The sequence below is a fragment of the Acinetobacter sp. GXMZU3951 genome, assembly GCF_054457875.1.
Window position 1 is genome coordinate 68,374 of record NZ_JBTLFO010000008.1, and the last position, 25,577, is coordinate 93,950.

At 38.5% G+C, this 25,577-nt stretch carries 17 protein-coding genes; 5 read left to right on the forward strand and 12 right to left on the reverse strand.

Annotated features, from left to right (window positions below; translation table 11 throughout):
• Window positions 1–602 precede the first annotated feature (602 nt).
• Both ACX17N_RS12680 and ACX17N_RS12685 read right to left on the reverse strand, forming a co-directional pair.
• Window positions 603–2,153: an arylsulfatase gene (locus ACX17N_RS12680; protein WP_458892938.1), complete on the reverse strand. Its 1,551-nt coding sequence runs from the start codon at window positions 2,151–2,153 to the stop codon at window positions 603–605.
• Window positions 2,154–2,296: 143 nt separating this feature from the next.
• Window positions 2,297–2,755 (reverse strand): SPASM domain-containing protein, encoded by a 459-nt coding sequence (locus ACX17N_RS12685; protein ID WP_458892939.1) that lies wholly within the window; start codon window positions 2,753–2,755, stop codon window positions 2,297–2,299.
• Between the two features lie 13 nt (window positions 2,756–2,768).
• On the opposite strand from ACX17N_RS12685, the gene ACX17N_RS12690 reads away from it, so the two are divergent.
• Window positions 2,769–3,626, forward strand: a complete 858-nt coding sequence (locus tag ACX17N_RS12690) for a hypothetical protein (protein ID WP_458892940.1) — start codon at window positions 2,769–2,771, stop codon at window positions 3,624–3,626.
• A 186-nt stretch (window positions 3,627–3,812) separates the two neighbouring features.
• On the opposite strand, the gene ACX17N_RS12695 is transcribed toward ACX17N_RS12690, so the two are convergent.
• Window positions 3,813–4,727 (reverse strand): LysR substrate-binding domain-containing protein, encoded by a 915-nt coding sequence (locus ACX17N_RS12695; RefSeq protein ID WP_458892941.1) that lies wholly within the window; start codon window positions 4,725–4,727, stop codon window positions 3,813–3,815.
• 306 nt (window positions 4,728–5,033) lie between these two features.
• Between ACX17N_RS12695 and ACX17N_RS12700 the strand changes: the two genes are divergently transcribed.
• Window positions 5,034–7,967: an FAD-binding and (Fe-S)-binding domain-containing protein gene (locus ACX17N_RS12700; RefSeq protein WP_458892942.1), complete on the forward strand. Its 2,934-nt coding sequence runs from the start codon at window positions 5,034–5,036 to the stop codon at window positions 7,965–7,967.
• Between the two features lie 820 nt (window positions 7,968–8,787).
• Complete coding sequence (gene hglS, locus ACX17N_RS12705; protein ID WP_458892943.1) at window positions 8,788–10,131, forward strand: 2-oxoadipate dioxygenase/decarboxylase HglS; 1,344 nt, start codon at window positions 8,788–8,790, stop codon at window positions 10,129–10,131.
• Between the two features lie 16 nt (window positions 10,132–10,147).
• On the opposite strand, the gene ACX17N_RS12710 is transcribed toward hglS, so the two are convergent.
• The 5 genes from ACX17N_RS12710 to ACX17N_RS12730 form a co-directional block, all read right to left on the reverse strand.
• On the reverse strand, window positions 10,148–11,017 hold the full coding sequence (locus ACX17N_RS12710) for an IS982 family transposase (RefSeq protein WP_458892944.1): 870 nt from the start codon (window positions 11,015–11,017) through the stop codon (window positions 10,148–10,150).
• A 660-nt stretch (window positions 11,018–11,677) separates the two neighbouring features.
• Complete coding sequence (locus tag ACX17N_RS12715) at window positions 11,678–12,679, reverse strand: Fic family protein (RefSeq protein WP_458892945.1); 1,002 nt, start codon at window positions 12,677–12,679, stop codon at window positions 11,678–11,680.
• A gap of 23 nt (window positions 12,680–12,702) precedes the next feature.
• The gene (locus tag ACX17N_RS12720; protein ID WP_458892946.1) at window positions 12,703–15,837 is read right to left on the reverse strand and encodes a type I restriction endonuclease subunit R; all 3,135 of its coding nucleotides are present in this window, start codon (window positions 15,835–15,837) and stop codon (window positions 12,703–12,705) included.
• A gap of 81 nt (window positions 15,838–15,918) precedes the next feature.
• Window positions 15,919–17,169 (reverse strand): restriction endonuclease subunit S, encoded by a 1,251-nt coding sequence (locus tag ACX17N_RS12725; RefSeq protein ID WP_458892947.1) that lies wholly within the window; start codon window positions 17,167–17,169, stop codon window positions 15,919–15,921.
• 1 nt (window position 17,170) lies between these two features.
• Window positions 17,171–19,927 carry a type I restriction-modification system subunit M gene (locus ACX17N_RS12730; RefSeq protein ID WP_458892948.1) on the reverse strand — a complete coding sequence of 919 codons (2,757 nt, stop codon included), beginning with the start codon at window positions 19,925–19,927 and terminating at the stop codon, window positions 17,171–17,173.
• Between the two features lie 243 nt (window positions 19,928–20,170).
• On the opposite strand from ACX17N_RS12730, the gene ACX17N_RS12735 reads away from it, so the two are divergent.
• The gene (locus tag ACX17N_RS12735) at window positions 20,171–21,175 is read left to right on the forward strand and encodes a hypothetical protein (RefSeq protein WP_458892949.1); all 1,005 of its coding nucleotides are present in this window, start codon (window positions 20,171–20,173) and stop codon (window positions 21,173–21,175) included.
• Complete coding sequence (locus tag ACX17N_RS12740) at window positions 21,175–21,786, forward strand: hypothetical protein (protein ID WP_458892950.1); 612 nt, start codon at window positions 21,175–21,177, stop codon at window positions 21,784–21,786. Before ACX17N_RS12735 ends, ACX17N_RS12740 begins: the two co-directional genes overlap by 1 nt.
• A gap of 38 nt (window positions 21,787–21,824) precedes the next feature.
• Here the strand turns inward: ACX17N_RS12740 and ACX17N_RS12745 are convergent, their stop codons facing one another.
• The 4 genes from ACX17N_RS12745 to ACX17N_RS12760 all read right to left on the reverse strand — a co-directional run bounded on the left by ACX17N_RS12745 (window position 21,825) and on the right by ACX17N_RS12760 (window position 25,451).
• Window positions 21,825–22,052, reverse strand: a complete 228-nt coding sequence (locus ACX17N_RS12745) for a helix-turn-helix transcriptional regulator (protein WP_458892951.1) — start codon at window positions 22,050–22,052, stop codon at window positions 21,825–21,827.
• Between the two features lie 96 nt (window positions 22,053–22,148).
• Entirely contained in the window at window positions 22,149–23,081 is a 933-nt protein-coding gene (locus ACX17N_RS12750; RefSeq protein ID WP_458892952.1) for a recombination directionality factor, read from the reverse strand.
• A gap of 142 nt (window positions 23,082–23,223) precedes the next feature.
• Window positions 23,224–24,249: a YqaJ viral recombinase family nuclease gene (locus ACX17N_RS12755; protein WP_458893036.1), complete on the reverse strand. Its 1,026-nt coding sequence runs from the start codon at window positions 24,247–24,249 to the stop codon at window positions 23,224–23,226.
• Between the two features lie 155 nt (window positions 24,250–24,404).
• Window positions 24,405–25,451 carry a DUF932 domain-containing protein gene (locus ACX17N_RS12760; RefSeq protein WP_458892953.1) on the reverse strand — a complete coding sequence of 349 codons (1,047 nt, stop codon included), beginning with the start codon at window positions 25,449–25,451 and terminating at the stop codon, window positions 24,405–24,407.
• Window positions 25,452–25,577 lie beyond the last annotated feature (126 nt).

Below are 25,577 nucleotides of genomic sequence, written 5' to 3' on the forward strand. Positions count from 1 at the left end.
AGCAAAACATCTTCATAGGTATAACTTCTGCTTGCTGTTGAGAGATTTAATTCGATTTAGAACACGCCACGGTTAAGGTAAAATTCAGCCAGATCAATATATTAAAGTCTCTCATCTCAATATAAAGTGGATGAGATTCCGATAACATCAAAGTATGATCTTGCATTATTTTTCCTTGTTTATTAGTCAAATTGAGTCCAGCAAATCTTGATGCACGAGACAAATGAATGCACTCATTCCATTTGAGATACATTAAAAGAAGCAACAGCACTGGTATTAATTGACTGTATGATGCGGAAATTTATCAAATTTTAATTATGTAAAAACCATGCGAAAGAATGGTATTTCATTATTTCTAATTGGCTAAAGTCAGAGACCCGCAAACAACTACAGAGAAAATAGGATTTGAATTTTTAAACTAAAATTAATGATGATCAGATAGATAATCTGCCATAAAAAATACGATGTATATTGGATGCATCATGATCATGCGCAGGAGATAAAGCAGATTCTGATAAGACGTATTTGATAGAACGACAAGGAAAATATGGGACTAAACCAGAATGACTCCAATTTAGCCCCACTACTTCATTTAGTGATCACTATTCTTGTCCAGCTTGCATTTGCTTAATCACTTCACTGAAATCCAGTGTTGCAGCTTTTTGTACCGGTGGGTAATCCTGCAATGACTTAATATGCTCATTCAAGATTTCTTGAACAGGCTCATTCAGCCATTGTTTACTTTGCAGTACTTGTGAACGGTCTAAAATAGTGTCAAATGATTCGTACGGATCCATATGAATGTTAAACATCACAGGGAATTTTTGTTTTTGATATTGGTCATAGTAGTTTGCACTGGTTTCAAAGTGCAGCTTCCACTGATTGACGCGAATCGCACGTAAAGTCGACTCATGGTAATACAAGTAATTATTACGTTTACTTTCTGATGATTTTCCAGTCCAGTAATCTAAGTTATTGATACCATCAATATATTGTTTACGCTTACTTTTCATCTCTTCGACGACATTAGAGTTACCCGCTGCTGCTGCCAAAGTGGTGAAAATATCCATGTGCGCCTGAATACCAGTTTTCACTTGCCCCGCAGGAATATGTCCTGGCCAACGCACCATCATAGGCACGCGCACCCCACCTTCATAGGTCGTCATTTTTTCACCACGGAATGGCGTGGTTCCACCATGCGTTTTCGCACTATGTTCTGGTCCATTATCGGTTGAATAGATGACGATGGTGTCATCCAGCACGCCCATGGCTTTCATGTTATCCAGGAGTTTACCGATTTGCATATCATGTTCGATGACGCCACTGCCATACATATCGGCTTCACTCGTTACGTTTGCAGCCAAATAACGATGCTCAGGACGTAAGTGGGTGTACATATGCATACGGCTTGGGTTCAACCAGACAAAGAATGGCTTATCGGCGTACTTACTTTTTTTCATGAAGTTTAAGCTGGCTGCAATAAACTCATCATCCACAGTTTCCATGCGCTTACGTGTTAGTGCACCGGTATCTTCACAGGTCTGCTTACCCATCTTGCCAAAACGAGGATCTTCCGTATTGTCGTTTTTGCTTGAGGAAAAACAGTGTAATACACCACGGGTACCAAACTTTTTCTTGAATTCTGGATCTTTCGGATAGTCGTATTGTTCTGGCTCTTCTTCAGTATTTAGGTGGTAGAGATTTCCAAAGAACTCATCAAAACCATGCACGGTTGGCAAGTTTTCATTACGGTCACCCAAGTGGTTTTTACCAAATTGACCATTCATATAACCTAAAGGCTTTAATACCTCGGCCAAAGTTGGTGTCGCTGCTTTCAACCCTAAAGGAGAACCAGGACGCCCTACCGTGGTCATACCTGAACGAATCGGATACTGACCAGTAATGAGTGCCGCACGTCCTGCGGTCGAGCTTGGCTGTGCATAATGCTCGGTAAACATGATGCCTTCTTTGGCAATACGGTCAATGTTTGGGGTCTTATACCCCATGACGCCTTGCCCATAAGCACTCACATTTGACCAGCCGACATCATCAGGGAAAATAATTAAAATATTTGGTGGTTTGGCAAGTGCAGCCGCTGATAACAAGGCTCCCCCCATTAAGGCGACGGAACGTGCGAGTATACTTTTCTTCATTCTATATTCTCCTGATTCGGATTTTTATAAAGCTCATCTAGTTTTGTTATGTCACTGGGCTGAGTTTTTCTCAGCCTTGTTTTGGTGCTACGTTTTATTTGAAACTAAAAATAACTTGTTCGACTTCTGTTACAACGGTTCTTTTATTGTGGCTGTAAACGTTTCGCAATCTCATGCTTCGATGTGGTTGCGGTATGAAAAAATTTCTTTAAGCCTGAACACAGGTAATGCAATCCACGCTCTCCATCTGGCGTATTTAAGAAGCGGTCTTTCGGACAATCCCCCCAACACAGTTGTAGATAAGGACATTTGCGGCAGTATTCAGGCAGGCTATTCGACTTGGCATAAGCAAATTTCTTTTGTCGTTCTGAAAAGACCAGATCGCCCTGATGAATCTCTTGAATGTTGCCCAGCTTGTATTCGGGATAAACAAAGTGGTCACAAGAGAACAGATCCCCATTGTGTTCGACAGCCAGTGACTTACCGCAGATTTGTCCCGAGACGCATTTCTGTGGACCATAGCCAAACATCATGGAAATAACATTTTCAAACTGGTCGATAAAGACTTGCCCAAAGTCATGCGTTAACCATTCTTTCCACACGGTTGAGAGGAAGATGCCCCAGTCATCTGCCCCTGAACGTCACAAAACACAATACTTTGAAATCATTGCCAACCGTGCCATTTATCATGATGGCTGGATGGCGAATACGACACCCGTCATTGGTCCATGGAGTAACAAACTTTCGGAAAAACCGGCTACAGTTAATGATTACAAGTGGGAACTCTACAACCTGAAAAAAGACTTTACACAATCGAAAAACCTTGCAGAACAATATCCTGAAAAGCTCGCAGAACTTCAAAAACTGTTTACGCAAGAAGCTGAGAAAAATAAAGTCTTCCCACTTGATGACCGTTATCTTGAACGTGCTCAACCAGAAAACCGTCCGCAACATAACGTGGGTCGTAACGCTTATACCTACTATGAAGGGACCACACGTATCACTGAAGGCATTGCGCCTGACATGAAAAATCGCTCTTATAGCATTACCGCCGATGTGAACATTCCTGAAGGGGGTGCAAATGGTATTGTGATGACCCAAGGTGGATTCTTTGGTGGTAATGCCTTATTACTGATGGATGGTAAACCTACTTTCTTGTATGCGCGTTCACTGTATCCAAAAGATAAATACAAAGTACAAGCACCGAACAAGCTCTCTGCTGGTAAGCACATCGTAAAAGTCGACTTTGCTTATGATGGTGGTGGCACAGGTAAAGGCGGTATGGCAACGCTGTTTGTCGATGGTAAAGAAGTGGCCAAAGGGCGTATTGAAGGCACTGTACCCGTACGTGTGAGTTCAGACGAAACCTTTGATATTGGTGAAGATACAGGTACTCCGATTGTTCGAGATTACAAAGTACCGTTTAAATTCACTGGAGAAATCCACAAAGTTGTGGTTGACCTGAAAAACTAATTGCAATAAATACCGTCAGGTTTAGACCTGACGGTATTCCCTTCAGTAAAGCTCAATGCTTTACCCAACTTATGCAACTTTAAAGACCAGATGAACTCCACCTGCTTATTGGTCGTATTACTGGCGTTGAGAAAAAAAGTACAGTTAGAGTGGTTTGATTGAATTCAAATCTCAGTACAGGAAAAATTATAAATCTTTATACATTTTAAAATATCGATCGATCCAACTCACGATGATCGATATTTTCTGCGTTTGCGACATCGAAGTGGGATAAACCATGTAATAGGCTTGAGTGCTTTTTAAACTATATGGCCAGACTTGGATAAGTTCACCTTTCATCAATGCCATTTTGACATAAAACTTTGGTACGAGCGCAAGTCCACTTCCCAATAAAGCGGCTTGAATACAAGAATGAATGGTATCAATTCTAGGGCCCAATAATGCTTTATCCAACTCACTTTCTTGCAGCTGAAAGTAATTCGTCCAATCTCTAGGCCGAGAGCGCAATTGTAATAGAGAATATTGGCTAAATTGCTGTAATGAATCGAAAGGTTTTGCAATAAGCTCTGGTGACGCAACGACGATACATTCTTCATCAAAAAGTTTGATACTCGTCATATCTCGCCAAACCCCATCCCCATAGAGAAAAGCAACTTCTATCTGGCTTCTATCAATTTCAGAAGAAGAGATTTGTTCCTGAATATCTAAGTGAATATGTGGATAAATTTTATTAAAGTCTTTTAATGCAGGCACCAAAATTCTGGCACAAAAAGATGGGTGTGTCGCTATATGTAACGTCTGATTCTCACTGTTGCTGGTTAAAAGATTGAGAACAGAAATTTCAATTTGGTTTAAAATCTTTTGGGTTTCAATGAGAAAAAGCTCACCCGCTGGGGTCAATTTTAAGGCTTGTACGGAACGAGAGCGTTCAAATAGGATTGTATTTAAAGTCTCTTCTAAATTTGAAATTTGTTTGCTTACCGCACTTTGGGTCATATTCAAAGCTTGAGCTGCTTTAGTAAAGCTCATGAACTTTGCCGAAGCATCAAAACATCTTAAGGCCGTAGTTGAAGGGTAATTACTAGACTTAAAGTTTTCCATATATTGCTTTATAGACTTCCATTACTATTCCTCCAATCTTACCGTACTCATGGAGAGATTTTGCCTGATTCACAATGAATAATTTCTTATTTTTATAAGAGAAGCTGATTCAAAGCACTGACTCAAAAAACCATATAAAAATAAAAACAAAGACCTAAGTGGAAATCACCCAGATGACTGATCCAAAAATCTATGAAAAAAAGGAATAACCATACCAAATTTCTTCGCTTGTTAAGAACAAGATGAAACTATTAAATAAATTCGTTTTTTGAATTTAACCTCCGCCTCTAATTAACTGTTTGAGATATGACAAAACTAGCACTAAATTTAGCCGTAAATGCTTTTATAGATCAATTAAAACCTTCTTTCCAAGGAGATATTGATACTTCTGAAGCTGCCAGACAGGTGTTTTCTACAGACAATTCAATTTATCAGCTCACACCTCAAATCATTATTTTTCCTAAGAATATTGATGATTTACAGCTAATTATGCATATTTCTAAACAAGATCAATTTAAAGCGCTAAAAATTACGCCTAGAGGAGGCGGTACAGGAACGAATGGACAATCCTTAACGGATGGGATTGTTGTAGATCTATCTAAACATATGAATAAGATCTTACATATTGACCCCATCAATCGAACCGCAACAGTGCAAGCCGGTGTGGTCAAAGATCAATTAAATCTTGAATTAAAAAAATATGGATTATTCTTTGCCCCAGAATTGTCGACCTCTAATCGAGCCACCATTGGTGGAATGATTAATACCGATGCGAGCGGTCAAGGAAGTTGCCTTTATGGAAAAACCCATCATCATGTGATTGAGTTAAAAACGGTCTTAGTTTCTGGGGAAATTCTGGATTCAAAAGCGATTGATATGAGTGATTGGCAAAGTGAACTTGAAAGAAAATCGCCATTTCAACAGAAATTATTTCAGGATCTTTTTAATATTGTTTCTAATCATCAAGCATTAATTGAACAATGTTTTCCTAAATTAAATCGTTCATTAACGGGTTACGATCTACCCGCCTTATATAAAAACAATCAATTTAATATTAATAATATTCTCTGTGGAAGCGAAGGAACGTTGGGTTTAATCGCCGAAGCGACCCTCAATGTGCTCCCTATACCCAAGTTTAGATTATTGATTAACATTGGGTATGATAACTTTCAAAATGCTTTAAAAGATGCAAAAGCATTAATGACCTTAACCCCCCTATCCATTGAAACGGTAGACTCTAAAGTTTTAAACCTCGCTAAGAATGATATTGTCTGGCAAAAAGTAGCGCGTTATTTTCCTGAACAGACTGTAGCCACTCAAGGGATTAATCTGGTCGAAATTAATGCTGAAACAGAATCAGAATTAAATACTTTAAAACAAGAGTTTTTAGAACATTTAAATCATGATCAAAGTGTAAAACGCTTGAGTGTAACCATTGCTCAGGGCGAAACAGAAATAACCGATGTCTATGCGATGCGCAAGCGTTCAGTCGGACTGCTTGGTAATGTCACTGGAGAAAAACGGCCTCAACCTTTTGTTGAAGATACCGCGGTTCCCCCCGAAAATTTAGCCGACTACATTGCAGAGTTTCGTAACTTACTGGATGCTCAAGGTTTAGATTATGGCATGTTCGGTCACGTAGATGCCGGTGTTTTACATGTTCGACCATTGCTTGATATGAAAGAACCAGCTTCAGCTCAAATCGTTCAATTCATTAGCGATCGTATCGTTGAACTCACACATAAGTATGGCGGCGTAATTTGGGGCGAACATGGCAAAGGCCTAAGATCAGAGTATGCCCCTGTATTCTTTGGGGAATCTTACCCATTAATACAAAAAGTCAAAGGGCTCTTTGATCCCCTCAATCAATTAAATCCTGGAAAAATTGCCACACCAGATACTCAGCCAGAATCTAAACTTATTCGATTACTTGAGAGTCCTCTACGTGGCGCTCATGATCGGCAAATTGATTTATTCAATTGGAAAGCCTTTAGCACCACAATGCACTGCAATGGAAATGGAGCATGTTTTAACTTCGATCAAAATGACCCGATGTGCCCGTCCTATAAAATTACCCGAGATCGTATCCATTCTCCAAAGGGACGCGCCACACTGATTAAAGAGTGGCTCAGACGAGAAAACACGGGGGAAAATACCAGCTCATTTGATAAAGAAGTTTATGCGTCTTTACATGGCTGTCTATCCTGTAAATCATGTGCAGGACAGTGTCCTGTGAAAGTAGATATTCCTGATAGTAAAGCCCGGTTTCTACAAAAATTCCATACGAAATACCGTCGAGGCTTACGTGATTATTTAATCAGTAACCTTGAAAACTTTTTGCCCATGCTGGCGAGTTTTCCAAAAACTTATAATTTTATTCAAAATTTAAAATTCATAAAAAATTTACAACGTGATTTATTCAAAGTTGTAGATATTCCTTTATTTCACCCTCAAGCGAAAGAAAACTTAGCAAAATATGGTGCGGTACTGATAGAAAAAGATTTAAGCAACTTAGAAAATGCAGCTCAAGACAATGCTGTTATTCTTATTCAAGATGCTTTTACGCGCTATTTTGACACCCCCGTTCTGATTGAAACGATTCAATTTATCAAAGCACTGGGAATTACACCTTATATTCTTCCATATTTCCCTAATGGCAAACCCTTACATGTACATGGTTTTCTAGACGAGTTTGAAGAAAAGCGTCGGCACAGTATTCGTTTATTAAATAAAGCAGCGTTGTCGGGTCTCTCATTAATCAGTATTGATCCAGCTATGACGCTGGTATTTCGTCAAGAATATAAGATGAAATATTCTAGCGAAATACCAACCAGTAATTTTGAGGTGCTGATGCTGCAAGAATGGTTAGTAAAGCAGCTTGATAAAAGTCCGCGTTCAGGTATTCAAAGGTCAACTCAACCCACTTATTACCTTGCAGGACATTGTACAGAAAGAACGCAGCTTCCCGCTTCTACGTCACAATGGCAACAAATTTTTCAACACTTTGGGCTTCAACTCGAACCTTTAGCATTGGGCTGCTGTGGTATGGCGGGGACATATGGACATGAGGCAGAACACTTGCATCTTTCAGAAGGGATTTATGAACAATCATGGAAAGAAAAATATGAGAATCTGGGCGATCAATTTCTTGTGACAGGATATTCATGCCGTAGCCAGATCAAAAGATTAGAACTCAAAACCACCAAGCATCCTATTCAAATCCTGATGAATGTCATTTAAATTTATACCTTAGAAGAGCGTGGTAAATGAATAAATCACGCTTAAATGTTCTATGTGTTGATCCAAATAACTTGCTTAAAACGAGTTGAAGCATCCTGAGAATATAAGAAATTAACTTGCTTGCGAGGAAGTTAATTTCAAACACGATACCGTTCCAGAATTGATCGCCTGTTCTGGCTTCGTCGCACAAACATCTAAAAAACAAAGCTCAACTCAGCTCATTAAATTTAAGCTATAACTCGGCTGTAAGGTGTGCCGAATTCTGTAAATTTGTTAAGTCTTGCTATACCGGCATGTATTTGATTGAGTTGAAAGATGCTGTGCAAACCGTTTAGCGCCGAATCATTTCATACCAAGCATCTTGGTGTCGATGCAGCATCTTAGAAGACAATACTAATGGATCAAATTGGTCTTTTTCATCTCAATATGCACGCCACAAAAATCATGACTCAACGTACCCGCATTATTTTCATCTATTGATATGCATTATTTTTTTTATAGAAATAAGCCCTAAACTGATTTCAGAAGGGGATATATGAAAAAAATGAAGAGCTAAAGTAGTTTAATTCGTTTGATGCAGGCATAAACAGGCTTTAAATTTATAAACATTCTCCAACATTTCACAGCGTGTGAATTTTTGGCTATGCCACAGTCATACTGCATGCAAGCCGATGAAATTCACAACAGAAAAGAGAGCGTCACACTAAAGTGGAAAAAAATTATACATATCAAATTATTGGATATGTCGTATCTTCCCGTAGGTAAAAGTGATAGATATCCTCCAAACAACTGCATAGGATTTATATAAGGAAATTTAATTATGTCTTGGGTTAGTTCAAGTGAAATTCGATCAAAATTCGCCAATTTAATGTCAAAAATGTATCAAAACGAAGTGCCTCTTTATGGAGATCTCATCGAATTGGTAACGGATGTCAATAATGTCACATTGGATCAATCTTCAGAATTAAAAAAACAATTAGAACAAACCAACCAACTGCAAAGATTACATGAAGAACGACATGGTGCTATACGTCTAGGTAAAGCAGAAGAGTTAAATATCATTCGTCGTGTTTTCCGTGTTATGGGCATGTCCCCCGTAGGCTATTATGATTTAGTCCCTGCAGGTGTACCCGTACATGCAACAGCATTCCGTGCAACAGAAATCGATGAACTGAACCAAAGTCCTTTCCGTGTATTCACTTCACTCTTACGCCTAGAACTGATTCAAGATAGTACATTAAGAGAAACAGCCGCAAAAATCTTAGAAAAGCGCCAAATCTTTACTCCGCGTGCGATACAGCTCTTGGAAAAATTCGAACAGCAAAATGGCCTCGATGCAAAAGATGCCGATGAATTTATTCTGGAAGTATTAGAAACTTTCCGTTGGCATACTGAAGCGCCAGTCTCAAAAGAACTCTATCAAGCCCTCCATGATCAACATCGTTTAATTGCAGATGTGGTCGCTTTTAAAGGTCCGCATATTAACCATTTAACACCTCGCACATTAGATATTGATACTGTGCAAAGTGAAATGTTGCGAAAAGGCATCTCAGCAAAAGCGATTATTGAAGGCCCTCCTCGTAGAAAATGTCCAATTCTTTTGCGCCAAACCAGTTTTAAAGCACTAAATGAAAAAGTGGCCTTTATTGCTGAAGCAGGTTCACATACCGCTCGATTTGGTGAAATCGAACAACGGGGCGTTGCGCTAACGCCTAAGGGAAGAGCGCTTTATGACACTTTACTGAGCAAAGCACGTGAGCGCTTAGGGAAAGCACCCGATGATGCAAATGCTGCGGAATACACGCGCATCTTAGAAGAGGAATTTGTAAAATTCCCTGATAACTATGTTGATCTTTATAAAGAGAAACTTGCATATTTTAACTTTATACCGGCTAAACCCTTACATAGCACAGCCAACATCAACGATTTAGAAACGCTGATAGAGAATGGATCAATTTTAATTGAGCCAATCGTATATGAAGACTTTCTTCCAGTGTCCGCTGCAGGTATTTTCCAATCCAATCTAGGCGATGCTGCACAGAACCAATATCACCAAAACTCTAATCAAAAATTATTTGAGCAATCCCTCGGTACGCCTGTTTTAGATGAAATGGCACTGTATGAAAAAACTCAACGTGATTCCCTCGCTTCATGTTTTAAATAAATAACCCGAATCTTGCTTAAGCCAATAATTCCATTACACGGATAGTTGGCTTATTCTGATGGCATAATTGGTAAGCACATAAAGATGCATAAATACCAGCTAAATAACCTGCAATACTTCTGGCTCTAGTCGTTACTAAATTGTAAGTCCCTTTCAGTAAGCTGAATAACGTTTCTATTTTATTGCGCTGTTTAAGATGATATTCATCTGCTTTTGATAACTGTATAGATTGCATGTTCTTACAGTGATAAGTAACTAAATCAGTACCTTGTAATTTCAATCTACTCTTTAACTCCAGACTAATATACCCACGATCAGCATAGAGTTTGGCAGTCATTCCTTTGACTAATTGTTCAACCATTTTAATATCTGCTGTATGCCCATTCGATAAAACCGTACGAACAATATCTCCTGACTGATTCATGAGCACATGCAGCTTACAGCCAAAGAACCACCCCATGGAGCTTTTGCCTCGCGTTGCAATTGCTGCTAATGATTTATGCCGCTGTATTCGCTGATTTTTACAGACAGCTAATGTGGTTGAATCAATCCATAAATAAAAACTTTGATGATCTCTCATCAAAGCGAAATGCAAAGCGTGTAAAGCCAGTTGATGGACATTGATCAGATGAATCATGCGCTGATAACAAGGCAGCTGTTTGAAAAAGTGGCTTTTGTTCAGTTTTAAGGATGTAAAGAATGCTTTGAAGTTAGTGAAATGAGAGCACTTGTACCACACAGCAATAAATATAATTTCAGAAATACTGAGCTGAGCAGGGCGAAATCTTATGCGTTTAAAGTTTTGCTTTAAGAATTTCCAATAAATTGATTCAAATTTTAGAAAGAAATCATCAATGACACAGAATAATTGAGTACTATCAAACATAAGGACTAGAGCTGTAAGTTTGGTGTGGTAACTCAACTGATGGCTCTAGTCCTTCTCTTTTTCAAGTCCATTCCTTATCCGCGATTCGGGTTAAATAATATTTTAAGACAATACATACCGTCAGGTTTAGGCCTGACGGTATTCCCTCAAATAAAGCCAAATGCTTAATTCAACTATTACTAGTTTAAAGGTTCGAAAACTTTCGTTTCAGCAACCATCTTCTTTACCTTTAGCTCTATATGCAGCCATCACAATTAACAAAACCCTCTCTGCTATTTCTTGCCTTTTTATTGTATTTTTTGCACTATAGCGACCCTTCATCTTGTTAAATTCTGTTGCGCTGGTCTCACACTTGTCTTCGCTCGGTGAGCAGCCCATTCTGATAGGTTCTTGCATGTCTGAGTTAAAACCGAACGCTGATCTCTCCCAGCTTCCGCGTATTTCTGTTGCCCCGATGATGGATTGGACGAGCTAAATTTTATTATTTATTAAATTCAACAACTTATTTATTTTTTAAAAATTTTTGGCGTAAAATAAGCGCAAATAACGTCCACATTTTGTCCAATTTCACTATGCTATTATTTTAATTTCAATCGGACAATTATTGATCAATACAGTATCATTTAGCTCATTTTCTCTCTACTCTGCACCAAGACTTTATCATTTCAATCGATACTTTTGCTTCGGACTTTTCGGCTTATCAGGAATAGTACGTTCTATCAAGCCAGCTGTGATTGCTAGATTTAGATAATTTTTTTGGAATGTTGCTCGATGGGTTAAACCTACCAATTGCATCAATTCCGCTAACGTATAGTCTTCTTGTTTCATTGCTGAAATCAAACGCTGAACTTGATCGCTTACTTGTACGTCAGCATGAGCGGTAACATGATCGCTATCTTGAGCGGTGTCATTTGAGCTGAGGATTGCATCTAAAATCATCTGCAAAATAAATTCTATAAAAGGTGCTGAATCAACACAATCAGTACTTGCTTGCAATGCTTCGTAATAAGCTTTTTGATTTTGATAGATCAGGCTCTCAACTGGGATATTGGCAAAGATTGGATTCCATCGACTCAAAATTAACGTTTGCCACAGTCTACCCATTCGCCCATTACCATCTGCAAATGGATGGATAAACTCAAACTCATAGTGGAAGACTGAGCTTTGAATCAGTGGATGTATATCGCTGTCATTCAACCAATCAAGCAAATCAGTCATCAAACGATTAATCTGATTCGCAGGTGGAGCCATATGTACCACTCGGTCACCTGACATCACACCAACACCACCATGACGATATTGACCAACCTCATCAATCAAACCTGCCATTAAAATTTGATGAGCTTGTAACAAATCCTCTTCTTGACAGGGTTTCCATTGATGGAAGGCTTCATAGGCTTTAATGGCATTACGAACTTCTTGTACTTCTTTCGGTGGTGCTATAACAGGCTTACCATTCAAAATCGCCGTAATTTGCTCGGTGGTTAGGGTATTACCCTCAATGGCTAATGAACCTTGAATCGTGCGAATACGATTAGCTTTCCTTAGTTTCAGGCTCTCCTGGATTTCTTCTAAAACAGTCAAACGCCCTATATTCTCACTAATCTGTGCAATCAGATGAATGATCTTTGATGTGATGGTATAAGGCGGTTGGTATTTCATATTCCCTCTATGATTTAACTTATTTAATTAGACTGAGAATTCTTCAAAACAAACTCTTTTAAAAATGCTGCAACTTTCACATTGACTTTGAAAGGTGGTATTGCCTTCCCTTCCTCTTGCTCAAAATATTGCTTTGCCGTTGTCTTATCTACGGTATTTAATAATGCATCAAAGCGTGCAAATTCATTGATATTACTTTCATTGACATGCGCGCTGATCAACTGTCTTAGTTTGGACTCATCTAAACCAAAAGAATTCGCAATAGCATGTATTTCATCTTCTTTGGCTTTAAATTGATACTCTGTAATATAGTCTCTAAATGACTTAGCTTCTTGCAATTTCACGTCACCACGTTGAACATCATGCAAAAAGATATTCGCAATTCTTTGCTCATCATGCGTTAAAGCTGCAAAACTCTTATGCAGTTCATTTAATGCTTCTTCAACCGAGATTGCCTTCTCACCATCATGCAATGCCTTTAAGTATTTGGTAAAGCGACTGTTCATGTAGTCCGAATCAATTTTATCAGTATCAATTTCAGTCAAATAACCATCTATCTCAAATGGAACACTGCCACCACCGCCACCACTTCCACCTTCAGAAAATAATTCCTTATAACGTAAAGCAAGAATGAGATATGTTTGCTCATCTATTGCAACTTGAAATGGTAGTTTACTCGCATCATTGTTATCAAAGTGATAAGTCAGTTTGTTCCAATTAAAGCCTTGGATTTTTGCAGCTTCTAGATGCTCATTGAATTGTTTGAATAACTTTGCAAACTGACCACAAACCTCTTTATCTTCAGGTAACTTTTCAAAGTTTTCGATACCCGCACTTTTAAATAGTTGCTCTATATCAATAAAAATAGCGTTTAATTTATTTAGGTTGTCTTGCAGTTTATCTACAAATAAAGCCAAAGGTTTATCGCCTGAATACAACTTGACTGCTACATCAATATTACGTTTCATCGTATGCGGACGTCGGTAATATCGAATGATACCGAACGGTTTATCTTTACCAAATAAGCGGTTAGTACGTGAGAATGCTTGAATCAGGTTTGCATATTCCAGCATTTTATCTAGATACAAGGTATTGACCCATTTTGAATCGAAACCTGTCAGCATTTGATCCACGACAATTAGAAGATCAAGCTGTTTTTCTGGGGTATGTTCTACACGCTTATACAATTCTTTATGGGCTAAACGGTCAGCAATATCACGCTTCATTTTGGCATGAGTTGCTAAACTGAACTCCATGCCATAACGATTGTTATAGTCACTAATGATCTCAACTAAACCATCTTCTTTGAATTTAGCATTTTCATTATTATCAATATTTGGATCAAACAGTGCCGTAATTTTTAGCTCAGGCTTAAATTTCTTAAATAAACGATAGTATTCAATGGCTTCTGCGATACTACTTGTTGCAAACATGCCATGAAACTTATTGTTTTGGCTATATTGAATCCAATTTTCTAAAATATCTTCAACCACTTTATCTTGATGTTCGGCACGTCGATATTGTTCTGTAGGTAGATAATCCTCTATCCCTTTCACATAATTATTTACTTTGTCCCAATGACCTGCCATAGCAACCTGACTTTTATCCATAAAACGTGAATAAATTTCTTTCTTTTTAGGATCAGCCATAGCTTCTTGAACAGTATGGGCTTTTGCTTCATCCAAAGCCACGGCTTCACGTAATTTTGAATCTTTATAAGTTGAAATCAAGTAAGGATCAAAACCGAGAACGTTTTTATCTCGAATACCATCTGCGATACTGTAACGGTGCAACTCATGACCGAATACTGTTGCGGTGGTATTCATATTCTTTTCATTTTCGTCTTGAATCGGTGTCCCTGTAAAACCAAAGAAAACTGCCTGAGGAAAGGTTTCTTTAATGGTAATGAGCATATCGCCAAAGGTTGAACGGTGTGCTTCATCTACAATAATGACGATGCGCTTTTTCCGCATCTGCTCAATATCATAGGCTTTGAGCCCCCCTTCTTCTTGCTTAATATTACTCATTTTTTGAATTGAACTAACAATCAGGACTTCGTTCGGATTGGTACTTTTGAGTTTGCTAATCAGGGAATAGGTATTTTCAGTGGATTGTACAAAGTCCTCTGTATCCGCAAAGTTATTGTATTGTTCTAGGGACTGTGTACCGAGTTCAATCCGATCCATGAGGAAAATGACTTTATCAGCATCTTTAGACGTTGCGATGAGGTAAGCTGATTTAAAACTGGTCATGGTTTTACCAGAACCAGTGGTATGCCAGATATAACCTCCTAAACGATCACGCCCATCCCACTCAATACGTGCGACACGGTCAGAAATTGCACGGACTGCAAAGTACTGATAACTGCGCATGACCTTTAACACGCCATCGGTTTTATCAGCTACGGTGTAAAATCCAATGAGCTGATGTGCCATCGGAATAGATAGCAAATGCGCAACAATGTCTTTCCAATAGTTGATTGGTTCGTTGTTAAAATCTGCCCAATTAAAATAATAGTCTGAGTTAAATGATCCATCTGGACCAGGATTGGCAAAGTATTTGGTTTCTTCAGGATTCATGGCAACAAAGATTTGTACCAATGAAAATAGTCCTGAAAAAATGCCTGAACGGGCGTAGTTTTCGATTTGATGTGCTGCCTGACTGACAGGGACGCCTGAGCGTTTCAATTCGATATGAAACAGCGGCATACCATTGATCAACAACATGATGTCGCCACGTCGGTCGTTTAAAATCGGTGAAGATGTTGGGAATTTGGGTTGTTGTACAATTTGGTAACGGCTTTCGCCAGCCGCAATTTGCTGACGGTCATAAATACTGAGGCTGATTTCATTACCCAAATGTGCTACATCATTTGGGTTGTCCCGTTTAATGGAAACTGTTTTACCATTAATAAAACCATTGAGTGCCAAGGGTGTACGCAAGGTTTTAATTTGTTCGAGTATTTGCGCCATTTCAGAGTCGGTCAGTGGATGACCATTGAGCCGATCTATACCGCTGTTATTTTCAAATAAAATTTTTGCCCAGTTGTTAATTAAATCCTGTTCCGTAGGATTTTTTAGAACAGTACTTTCCCACCCCTTGTTAAAAAGAGTTTCGATAAATGCCTGTTCAAATTCTGCTTCGCTTTTAAATGTCATGGTCTATTTGCTTTTATCAAGTCTGTTTTTAAGCCCCCCTTTATTAAAGGTAAGGAACTCTGTTCCGCAAGGGGGGATTAATTAAACAAACATTTTCTCTAAAAATGCTTGTTTTAGATTTTTTAGGGTTTGAAGCTGTTGCTGTTGCAACAAAAGGGTTTCATCGAGTTGTCCAAAGAAATTACCAATTTCTTTCTGCTCTTCAATAGAAGATATAGGAATAAGAAATCCAGCAAGGTTTCTTGCTGATAAATTTGGCTGTGCAGCCCCTTCATCACAAAGTGTTCTTTGACGATACTCAATATCAGAATTTAAAATCTGAAATAGATAGTTCCCAATAATATTTTTTGGTCGAATAACTACAAGTGAAGATGCCACTGTTCCTTCGGTGAAATTATCGATATAGGCATTCTTTCCAAGAGTTCCTCGTAAGCAGTAAACTATATCACCAAGCTGGATTTTTGCGCCGTTAAGCTGATTATATTTATCCCTTGTAATTTTGTTTGCATATTGAAGATTCACCTTACCATTTTGCAAATCGCCAGCGTTGATAAATGGTACTCCGACAGCTACCATATCATCAGTATTTGGATAATTGATTCCTCTGTCACCATTGAACATATCACAATATTCTCCAAGCTCACGCTGCTCCCACTCCCCACTAAACCCTTTTAATCTAATTTCAGGTTGCTTACATCCTACTTTTGGAAACATCTTTTCCAACATCGCTTTCTTTAAGTTTTGCGTTTGAGCCAGTTTCTTTTCATGTGAAGCAATAGATTGGTCTAGGTTTTGGAAAAAGTTACCGATTTGGCTTTGTTCATTTTCTTTAGGAAGATAAATAGGCGTTCGTTTTCCACTAGTAATCGTATAAGTACCTACTGTACCAATGCCTGCAGAATCCTTAATGAAATTTTGAGTTGTTTTATTAATGAATGAATAATATAAAAATAATCCATTAATCGCGTTTTCATTTTTAAACCAAATGACATTACCATCTTTAAAATAAAGAGGATCATCATTTTTAACAAGCATTGGAACACCAATCGTACCAACTCCAGTTACCAGTAAATCTCCAACCTTCACCTTACCAGATAACTTAGAATATTCTTCATATCTATCTGGGCTAATATAAACTGGATCTGCAATATCCTCATTTTTTGCAAATGCAACAATGTCCCTAGCTCTTAAGAACCTAACTCCAGTATCACACCAATCAGCTTGATGAACACGTTTAACTGAACCTACATTCATCAAATCACCTAATGAGGTGATGCTCCAATTTTCATTAAATTGATTAAATCTAATTTCAGGGCTTTTTTGCTTTTCCACATCACACCCCTTTTAATAAACTTTGAAACTGCGCCAAACCTTGCAAATCAAAGTCATCACCAGTGAGATCATCAATCAAGTTGGCAAGGCTATTTTCCGCTTCAGTCAGTTTTTGCGTGGTTTCGGTATAAGTCACCGCATACTTATCTGCCAATGCTTGAACCATACCAGTCAAATGCTCAATCACCTCATTCGGCAATGCCAAAATTGCGTTGACAATTGGCTCAACCCACTTCGCTTCCAACAGCTCTAATACTTGCGAATCTTCCAAGGCTTCAATCGTAGTTTTGGTCAAAAGGTGTAAAGCATTGGCATCGGCTTTAATCTCAGCTTTCAACTCTTTTTCCTGTGCAAGCAAATCTTCCACTTGGAACAACTTCGCCTCTAAAGAATCTTCCGCGAAAGTAAAATTCGCCTGTAACGTTTTTAAATAGGCTTTGACTTTAGCTACTGCAAATGTGCCGTTTTTATTGGCTTCAATCTTCGCCCATTGCACTTCAGGATGTGCCTGTACAAACTGTTCCTGCTCAGGCTTTTTCGCTTTATTCGCAAGTAATTCTAACAATTCATTGATCGCACGGATTTCAGGCGTTTCAATATCTTCCAATGCCTGTTTCAATGCTTTGGTAATTTCTGCTGTGACAAACGCATCATTGGCATCGTTCAATAAAGTGTCTTTATCTTCTTCAGACAACGAGTCCATGATCGCTTCAATTTCAGCACTTGCTTCAGTTAAAGCACGCTCTTTGCCTTGCAAAGCAGTGAGTTCATCAATGAGTAAATGTTGTTGCACCAAATCAAACGGCAACACATAACCCACCCAACCGTCTTGAACTTCCTGCTCTTTACCATCTTTCTTTTTAATGACGATATTAGGATTTACAATCTTTGCAGCAATCAAACCTTCAGATTGAATAATCTCCAAGTCCCCTGCGATGCTTTGCCATTGATCATCCAAAGCTTGATATGCCTGATACTTATCCACTAATGGAATATTTTCCAAACGCTTGAAAATATCCTGACTTAAAACATTTTCCTGCTGTGCAATATGCAAAGACTGCATCTTGCCAATCAACTCAGCTTTTAAATAATCATGGAAATTAGCAAAAGCCGTATTAAATTGCGTTTTAAATGTTTGAACATTGGCATGCTGATGAATAGCGTGACTGATTTCTGTCGTGGCTAAATCGACATAAGGTGTATCACTGTCCGTAAATAAATCTTGGCGTAACTGCGGAAATGCCTTCCAATACTCGGCATAAGCATCAATTTCTTTCTTTGGAATACCACCAAACATGGTGGCATAAATATCCCAAGTTTCCGCTGTTGCAGACGAATCTACATAACGCGGAATATTTAAGTTATAGCCTTGCGCACGAATTTCTTCCAAACTGACCAATTTAGAAAATTGCTCAATATCTTTACGCTGTACAACAGCATCAACAATTTTCTTAATATTCGACGCTTGTAAATGATTATTTTTACCAACTTTAATAAAACCTTTGGAAGCATCAACAATAAGCACATCACTGCTTTGGCGACGCTGTTTTAAAATAATAATGACTGTCGGAATACCCGTACCAAAGAAAATATTGGCAGGTAATCCAATGATTGCATCAATATGCTTATTTTCAAGCAGGTTTTTACGAATACGCTCTTCTTCACCACCACGGAACAACACGCCGTGTGGCAGAACAATCGCCATGATGCCATCAGGTTTTAAGTGATATAGATCATGCAATAAGAAAGCATAGTCAGCTTTAGTTTTTGGTGCTAAACCAAAACGAGCATAACGAGGGTCAGACTCTTTATTTGATGAATCCCATGCTTGCGAGTACGGTGGATTAGATACCACTGCATCGACATATAAAGGCTCGTAGGTATTGATCGGATCATTGTCATCAAAATATGGCCAATCATCCTCTAAGGTATCGGCATTACGAGCCACAATGTTGGCTGGCAGAATGCCACGCATCACCAAGTTCATACGGGTTAAGTTATAGGTATTTTCCTTTAACTCTTGTGCGTAATATTTGATTTTATTTTCATCGTTGACATGTTTTGCAACAGAACTACCAATGTTAATCAGCAATGATCCTGACCCACTTGTTGGATCGTAAATTTTGATTTCTTCTTGGTCTTTTAAATGATGTGCAATGATTTCAGACATCAACACCGACACTTCATGCGGTGTATAAAACTCACCTGCTTTCTTACCTGCATTTGCAGCAAATGAGCCGATCAAATATTCATAAATAAAGCCAAGAACATCATAGTCTTGCTTATTATTCATTGGAATAACTTTGATCAATTGCAATAAATCACTGATGGCTTTGGTTTGACTGTTTGAACTGTCACCCAACTTACTTAAACCTGTTTCCAGTGTTTTAAAAATACCATCAAATACTTTTTTGTGAGATGGGCTAATTAAACGTGAAAAGGCAGAAAGGGCATCACGAACATTTGCAACGTTAAAATCATTGCCTTTTTTCAGCCATGTCGAAAATAAATTGTCATAGGCAATGAAGTAACCAATGCCGTTTTTAATAAATTCAACTGTTTCAGGGTCTTCTTCTGTGAGTGCTTCAATGTCTGCCTGACCAAAATCATTAGCTTCTAAGAAGGCTTGCTCTTTGTCTGATAAAAACTTATAGAACATGAACCCTAAGATGTAGTCTTTATATTCATTTGCCTCAATTTTTGAGCGCATTTTGTTTGCGGAATCCCAAATTTTGGAAGCGAGTTGTTGCTTGTTCATAGGTTGTCTACAGTTCTAAAAAAAAGTTAAAGCCTCTTATGACCACAAAGGCTTATGTTGCTTGTATTCTCACTAATTTGAGGACGGTTCTCAACTCAAAACATACTTTTTTAAAAAACCTGAAAGTGAATTTTAACGTTGCATATCCACCTTATAAGAATAACTACTACTCGAACTCTTTAATTATCGAAATATTTAATATATTATTTTTATCACTTTATAATCGATTAATACCGAATCAAAATGGCAACTTTAGAAAAAAATTTAGAAATAGCAAATTTAGTTTGTAAATTTGGCAATCACAACTTACTTGATCTATTCACAGAAGTGGTTGAACCTGCTTTTTTTAAACAAAAGAATAGAAAAGCAGGAAAAAGTAATTTCTATTTTGATGAAGTTTCTTTAGTGAATTTAGGTACCGATTTTTTAGGGCAAAATGAGATTATTGCCATTGTTGGAAGATTCGTAAAACAGACTCAACTTGAACGAGAGCAATATCGTGATTCAACAGGAAAATTGGTTAAGGACAAGAAAAAATTAGCTTCAGCACCTTCTGCAATTTTTGCTTTAATTTTAAACAATCATAGATTACTTTACGCCGCTGAGACGAAATACGCTCCGACTCCAGAAAACTTTAGAAGTACATTATCTTATTTTTTAAGAAATGAACAAATTAACTATAAAGATAGTTTACCTAAAGAAGAAAGAAATCCCTTTCTAAAAGAGTTTCCAATCGTTGAACTAACATTAACACCTCTTACCAACCAACAAACTTTAAGCGAAAACATTTATTTATTCAATAAGTTAAAAAAAGTAACTTTCATTCTAAATGATCGTAATTCTGAAATTGATGGAGAAGATATGTTCCGTCAAATGCAAGAAACTTCAGATGAAGCTGGTGGTCAAGGGAAATTTGAAATTACAAATAATGAAGGTTTAAACCAAAAGGTCATTGCCAAAGAGGCCAATAAAGCAACAATACAAGGCAATCAAAAAATTGTCTTGTTAGGCACAGACAAATCTGGCAATAGATTAAAAATTGACAATGATGATGTTAAAATTCAAACAACGATTAATGTTGTTCAGAATAATATTTTTACTACTGTTTTACATATGTTTTCAGAATTCAAAAAACTTATTCAATCTAGAGAAATCAGAGTTAAAAAAACTGATGCAGAAACTCAAAAAATTCTTAATACTATTGATACCAATAAGGTTGTAACAATCCAAGAAAATGAGATTGAATAATGAATGGACTATTAGAAGAAAAAAATATCCGTGAGATCTATAAAAAATCTAAGAAAATCAAATTATCAGATTTTAATAAATTTTTTCCAATTATTCTCGGCCTATTCTTTTTCTTCATTCTCGCAAATAATGATGTAGATATTGAAACCAGTTACACTAAAATTAATGAATTAGTGTCTTTCTTATTTTCATCATTATTTGCAACCTTAGGTTTTTTAGTAGCTGGGTATACAATTTTTTGCACAATAACCCCTCTAAATTTACAAAAAAAAATGATTGAATACACAGATAAAAATACTGGGCTGATTTTTTTTAAAAAAGTCCATTTTACATTTATTAGAGTATTTATTTATTACATAACCTTCAGCTTTGCATTGTTTATTATATATTTTTTTAAAGATCTAAATTTACATTTGGGTAAAGATACTCTGAAAATTGATACTCTAATAAATATTTATAAATATACCAACTATATAATTCTTACATTCTTAGTAACAGGAACTACTTTTTTATTTTGTGAACTTAGTTCATTTATTTTCAATATTTATAATTCTGTTGCTACAACTTTACATTGGTTGATCAACAATCAATCCAATTCAAAGAATGATTAATCGATATATCCATAAAAAGGGAGCTTTCGCTCCCATGCTTATCGACTTCGTATCTTAGCTTCGATCCATTGGTGAACCTCCAAAGCCACCCAACCAATGCGCGACTCACTTAAGCGAACTGGCTTTGGAAAACTTGGATCATAGTATTTTGAATCTACTTTTATCTTTTCATAAATTTTTGCTCGACTAATACTTGTAAATTCAATTACATCATTAATATTGATAATTTGATTCATCTGAAAAGTTTGACCTGTGAACGCATTCATGATGTTGACTCCTAATCATTGATGCGAGCGGTGATTCGATCAGATAATAGGTCAGTCCAATAAAATTTTACTGAGTCCAATCTCGTCCAACTCCATCTAATTCACAGCCCGTACATTCTGCTGCAACCCCTTCTGAATATCCTGTACAAAACCCTCCCCCTGATGGAACTTATGCTTTGCTTTAGCTTTTGAGTTAGGCTGTACTTGTTCAGACTCAACAAGTTCATCTGTATAAAACTCTTCAACCAAATCCAGCCCCTCCTCTGAATCCACCTCAAATCGTGCATTGCCATAACCCTGCCGTGCCATTTGATCCAAAGCATGTTGATTAAATCCCGAAGCTTTACTTTGTTGATCAATGTCCTGAGCTGTTTGAATGGCTTGTTGAAGGTTGACGCCATCCCTGAGCGTTAAATCCACGTAATACACAGGTGTTCGGTAGCTTTGAGTGGTGGACTTGCCTCTCAGAGTCAGTTGTAGCGGTAGGCATGAGAGCAAACCATTCGATGCTGCATGGTAATAACTCAGTCGCGCTGCCAAGGTACGTATGCTATTAAAACCCGTGGTTCTAAAGATGAATGTACCAAGTTCATCCGATTCATCTAAATTGACATGCAGACGCCCATAAGGTTTACAGTTTCCTCCTTGTGCCATTGGGCATAGATCAGGGGATGGACAGGGATGTTGCTCAACCCCTTGATGGGTCAGTCGTTGACAGGTCTCACCATTGCCCACACACACTGGTCGCCCCGTCTGACGATCAAATAAACTGTACTCAGCCCTCAAGTTAAGCTCTGGATCGTTAAAGATCATACGAACTGGGATTGAACGGAGTTTTTGATTGGGTGCTTTGGCTCGAAGCTGCTCATCCAATGGATGTTTCACCCAACCACTGTCTTTATTTTGAATTTGACTGGTAATGGTGAATTGGTCATCTTTTTCAGGCAGGCGTTTGCCATTCTTTTCGACCATCTTACCAATACTGATTCGCCCTAAAATAGGCGGGGTGATGGCTAGACCTTTGATCATAGTGTTTTCCTCTTCTATTTAAATGAGTTTCTGTATTTACTTAAAATGAAATTGGTATAAAAAAATCCCATGCGCTGAGGCATGGGATTGTTGAGTGGAGCTTGAGGTGCTGCTTGTGAATTACACTTAGGCTAAAGCGGTTTCAATCATCCTTGCTGTAGATATTGAAACGTCGTGAACCTTGTTTAGTTTGTGGGAACTGGTTGAGGTATTCAGGGTGTGATTTGAGTAAGGCTTTACTGTCTAAACTGATCGAGTCTTTAGCCTTTTTCCATGTCACTGAACCATTAGTGAATGTTGCACGTTCGACATCTTGCATCTTGGCCTGAAGTTGATGCTTCAGCAGATCAAACTGCTCCTGATGCTTATCAATTTGGCTTCGAGCTTGAAGCAATTGCTCAAACTGTTGATTGGCTTGTTCATCCTCTGATAGATCCGTGATACTGAGAGGCACATGTTCAGGATAGAGGAGCTGTAAGGCTTTAGCTGCCGATTCACTGGCATCCGCTTCAGGTGGGGTATCCTTTTCCACACGGTCCCAGAAGTAACGCTCTGCATTGATGATGTGTTGGATCACTGACTCTGAACGTGTCACTTTAAAGATTCGGGTTTCATGTCCACAGAGTAAGACACAGATATGGGCTGCTTTCTTACCTGTCACGGCCAATTGGTGTTGTACCTGACAGAGGACGTATAAAGGCACGCCATCTCGCCACAGCTTGGTCCCATATTCACCTGCGGTTTTACACTCCAGAATTTGTACTTCTGCACTCCCCACAACCGAGTAATCCAAGTTAGCCAACATAAAATGTTTGTCTGGATCAGGATGTTGTAACACGGCATTGACACGACGGACTTTGCTGTTGGTATGCATGCTGTAGTATTCAGCCACTAAGGGTTCAAGCTGTTTACCCCAATATAAAGGTGCATGGCCTTCGCTTTCATCTTCGATGCTTTGTTGAATTCGTCCTGTTTTAATCATCCATAATTCCAGCATCGACATATAGGGATTCAGACCACAGGCTGCGGCACAATCACTGCTACCGATGCCTTGTCTGCGGATTTCTAGCCATTCGGCTTGACTCATACTTTTGGTGTTCACAAGACGTTTGGCACTAAAGAATCGAGGTGCAATAAAAGGTTGGCTTTTGATTGCTGTGTTGGTCATTACAGCATTGGATGAGTTGGAAATATTTAAGTGACTATTCATTGTTTAATTCCTATATTCATTAAATTTCGGGCATAAAAAAGCCGCATCCGAAGACGTGGCTATAGGTGTATTTGAGCGTTAGGTTGGTAAGTAAGTCTGGTCGTTGATGAGGCTCAGGCAATCATACGCAAGGCCTGTTCGAGTCCACGTTGCTTTAAGCCTGCACCTGCACCAAACCATGCAGAGTCCAGACGGTGATCTTGACTCATGGCACGACGTTCGTGATCGGCGAACTCGGTGATACTGCAAAGTAAGCCATAAGCGGTGTCTTTGGCTGAACTGAGTTCTGCCCCGCGGCCATGCCCATTAAACATGCTCATGACTTTGGACATAGCACGGCCATTGGGTTCAGTCTTGTTATCTGCTTTATTGGATTGGTTCCCTTGCGTTGCCACATTACGATAAAACTGAATAATGCCTTCATCCTGTTCAGCAATACTCAGACTGGTGTTGTTAAACACCGCATCAAAATAAGCTGCCGCTTCGGTCTGCGTCACTTTACGTTGACTGAGTTGTTTCATTTCATACATGTGATCCTCCCATACACGCACTGAAATACCGAGTTGCTGTTTAATCTTCTCAGCATCGAACTTGGTGCTATGGGGTACTTTGACCACACCTGCACTTGAGCTTTGTCCTTTCAGGGCAATCGCTAAAGTGTTATTACACACCACGCGAATCGAAGTGAATTGTGCTGTAGTCGCTAGGGTTCCATCACAAGCAGTGGCTAAGAGAATATAGCCATTACTGACATCTTTACCCTTTAAGGCTGAAGTCTGTCCTGTTCGTGCCAATGCCCAGAACTTCTTCCCACCTTTGAGTACCCCTGCGGTTTCCAATTCAAAGCCAGATTGTTCGGTCAGGTCTTTGTAGAAATGTAGAATCTCTTTGGGTTGCACTTCCTGATAGCGCTGACTGACCACAGACAACGGTGCATGGGTATCAGAACGGTATAACACCCGTTGTTCCTCATAGGGCATGATGATGCTTTGCCCTCGTTCATTCTGCGCCATATAGCTGACATTGGAGGATTCAATGCACCAGTCCATACCTGCCTGCTGTGCCCAGACTTCAATCGGTTGATTTTGCGTGAGTTGGTTGCCTAAGCCATGCCAAGGGGTTTCGCCTACATAAGCCATTTGTTCAATTTGATGTGCCATACGTTTTGTCCTTATCAACAAAAAAGGCTGCTGAACCCCATCCCTGAATTGGAATGAAGTCCAGCAGCCTGATTCAGATTTATCTTGTGAATATGCTTATTGAGTCCTGTAAAGTTAGGCTCAACA

Coding starts and splice junctions, on each gene's coding strand:
- ACX17N_RS12680 (WP_458892938.1), bottom strand. CDS start 2,153: ATGAAGAAAAGTATACTCGCACGTTCCGTCGCCTTAATGGGGGGAGCC.
- ACX17N_RS12690 (WP_458892940.1), top strand. CDS start 2,769: ATGCCCCAGTCATCTGCCCCTGAACGTCACAAAACACAATACTTTGAA.
- ACX17N_RS12695 (WP_458892941.1), bottom strand. CDS start 4,727: ATGGAAAACTTTAAGTCTAGTAATTACCCTTCAACTACGGCCTTAAGA.
- ACX17N_RS12700 (WP_458892942.1), top strand. CDS start 5,034: ATGACAAAACTAGCACTAAATTTAGCCGTAAATGCTTTTATAGATCAA.
- hglS (WP_458892943.1), top strand. CDS start 8,788: ATGTCTTGGGTTAGTTCAAGTGAAATTCGATCAAAATTCGCCAATTTA.
- ACX17N_RS12710 (WP_458892944.1), bottom strand. CDS start 11,017: ATGTTTGATAGTACTCAATTATTCTGTGTCATTGATGATTTCTTTCTA.
- ACX17N_RS12715 (WP_458892945.1), bottom strand. CDS start 12,679: ATGAAATACCAACCGCCTTATACCATCACATCAAAGATCATTCATCTG.
- ACX17N_RS12720 (WP_458892946.1), bottom strand. CDS start 15,837: ATGACATTTAAAAGCGAAGCAGAATTTGAACAGGCATTTATCGAAACT.
- ACX17N_RS12730 (WP_458892948.1), bottom strand. CDS start 19,927: ATGAACAAGCAACAACTCGCTTCCAAAATTTGGGATTCCGCAAACAAA.
- ACX17N_RS12735 (WP_458892949.1), top strand. CDS start 20,171: ATGGCAACTTTAGAAAAAAATTTAGAAATAGCAAATTTAGTTTGTAAA.
- ACX17N_RS12740 (WP_458892950.1), top strand. CDS start 21,175: ATGAATGGACTATTAGAAGAAAAAAATATCCGTGAGATCTATAAAAAA.
- ACX17N_RS12745 (WP_458892951.1), bottom strand. CDS start 22,052: ATGAATGCGTTCACAGGTCAAACTTTTCAGATGAATCAAATTATCAAT.
- ACX17N_RS12750 (WP_458892952.1), bottom strand. CDS start 23,081: ATGATCAAAGGTCTAGCCATCACCCCGCCTATTTTAGGGCGAATCAGT.
- ACX17N_RS12755 (WP_458893036.1), bottom strand. CDS start 24,249: ATGACCAACACAGCAATCAAAAGCCAACCTTTTATTGCACCTCGATTC.
- ACX17N_RS12760 (WP_458892953.1), bottom strand. CDS start 25,451: ATGGCACATCAAATTGAACAAATGGCTTATGTAGGCGAAACCCCTTGG.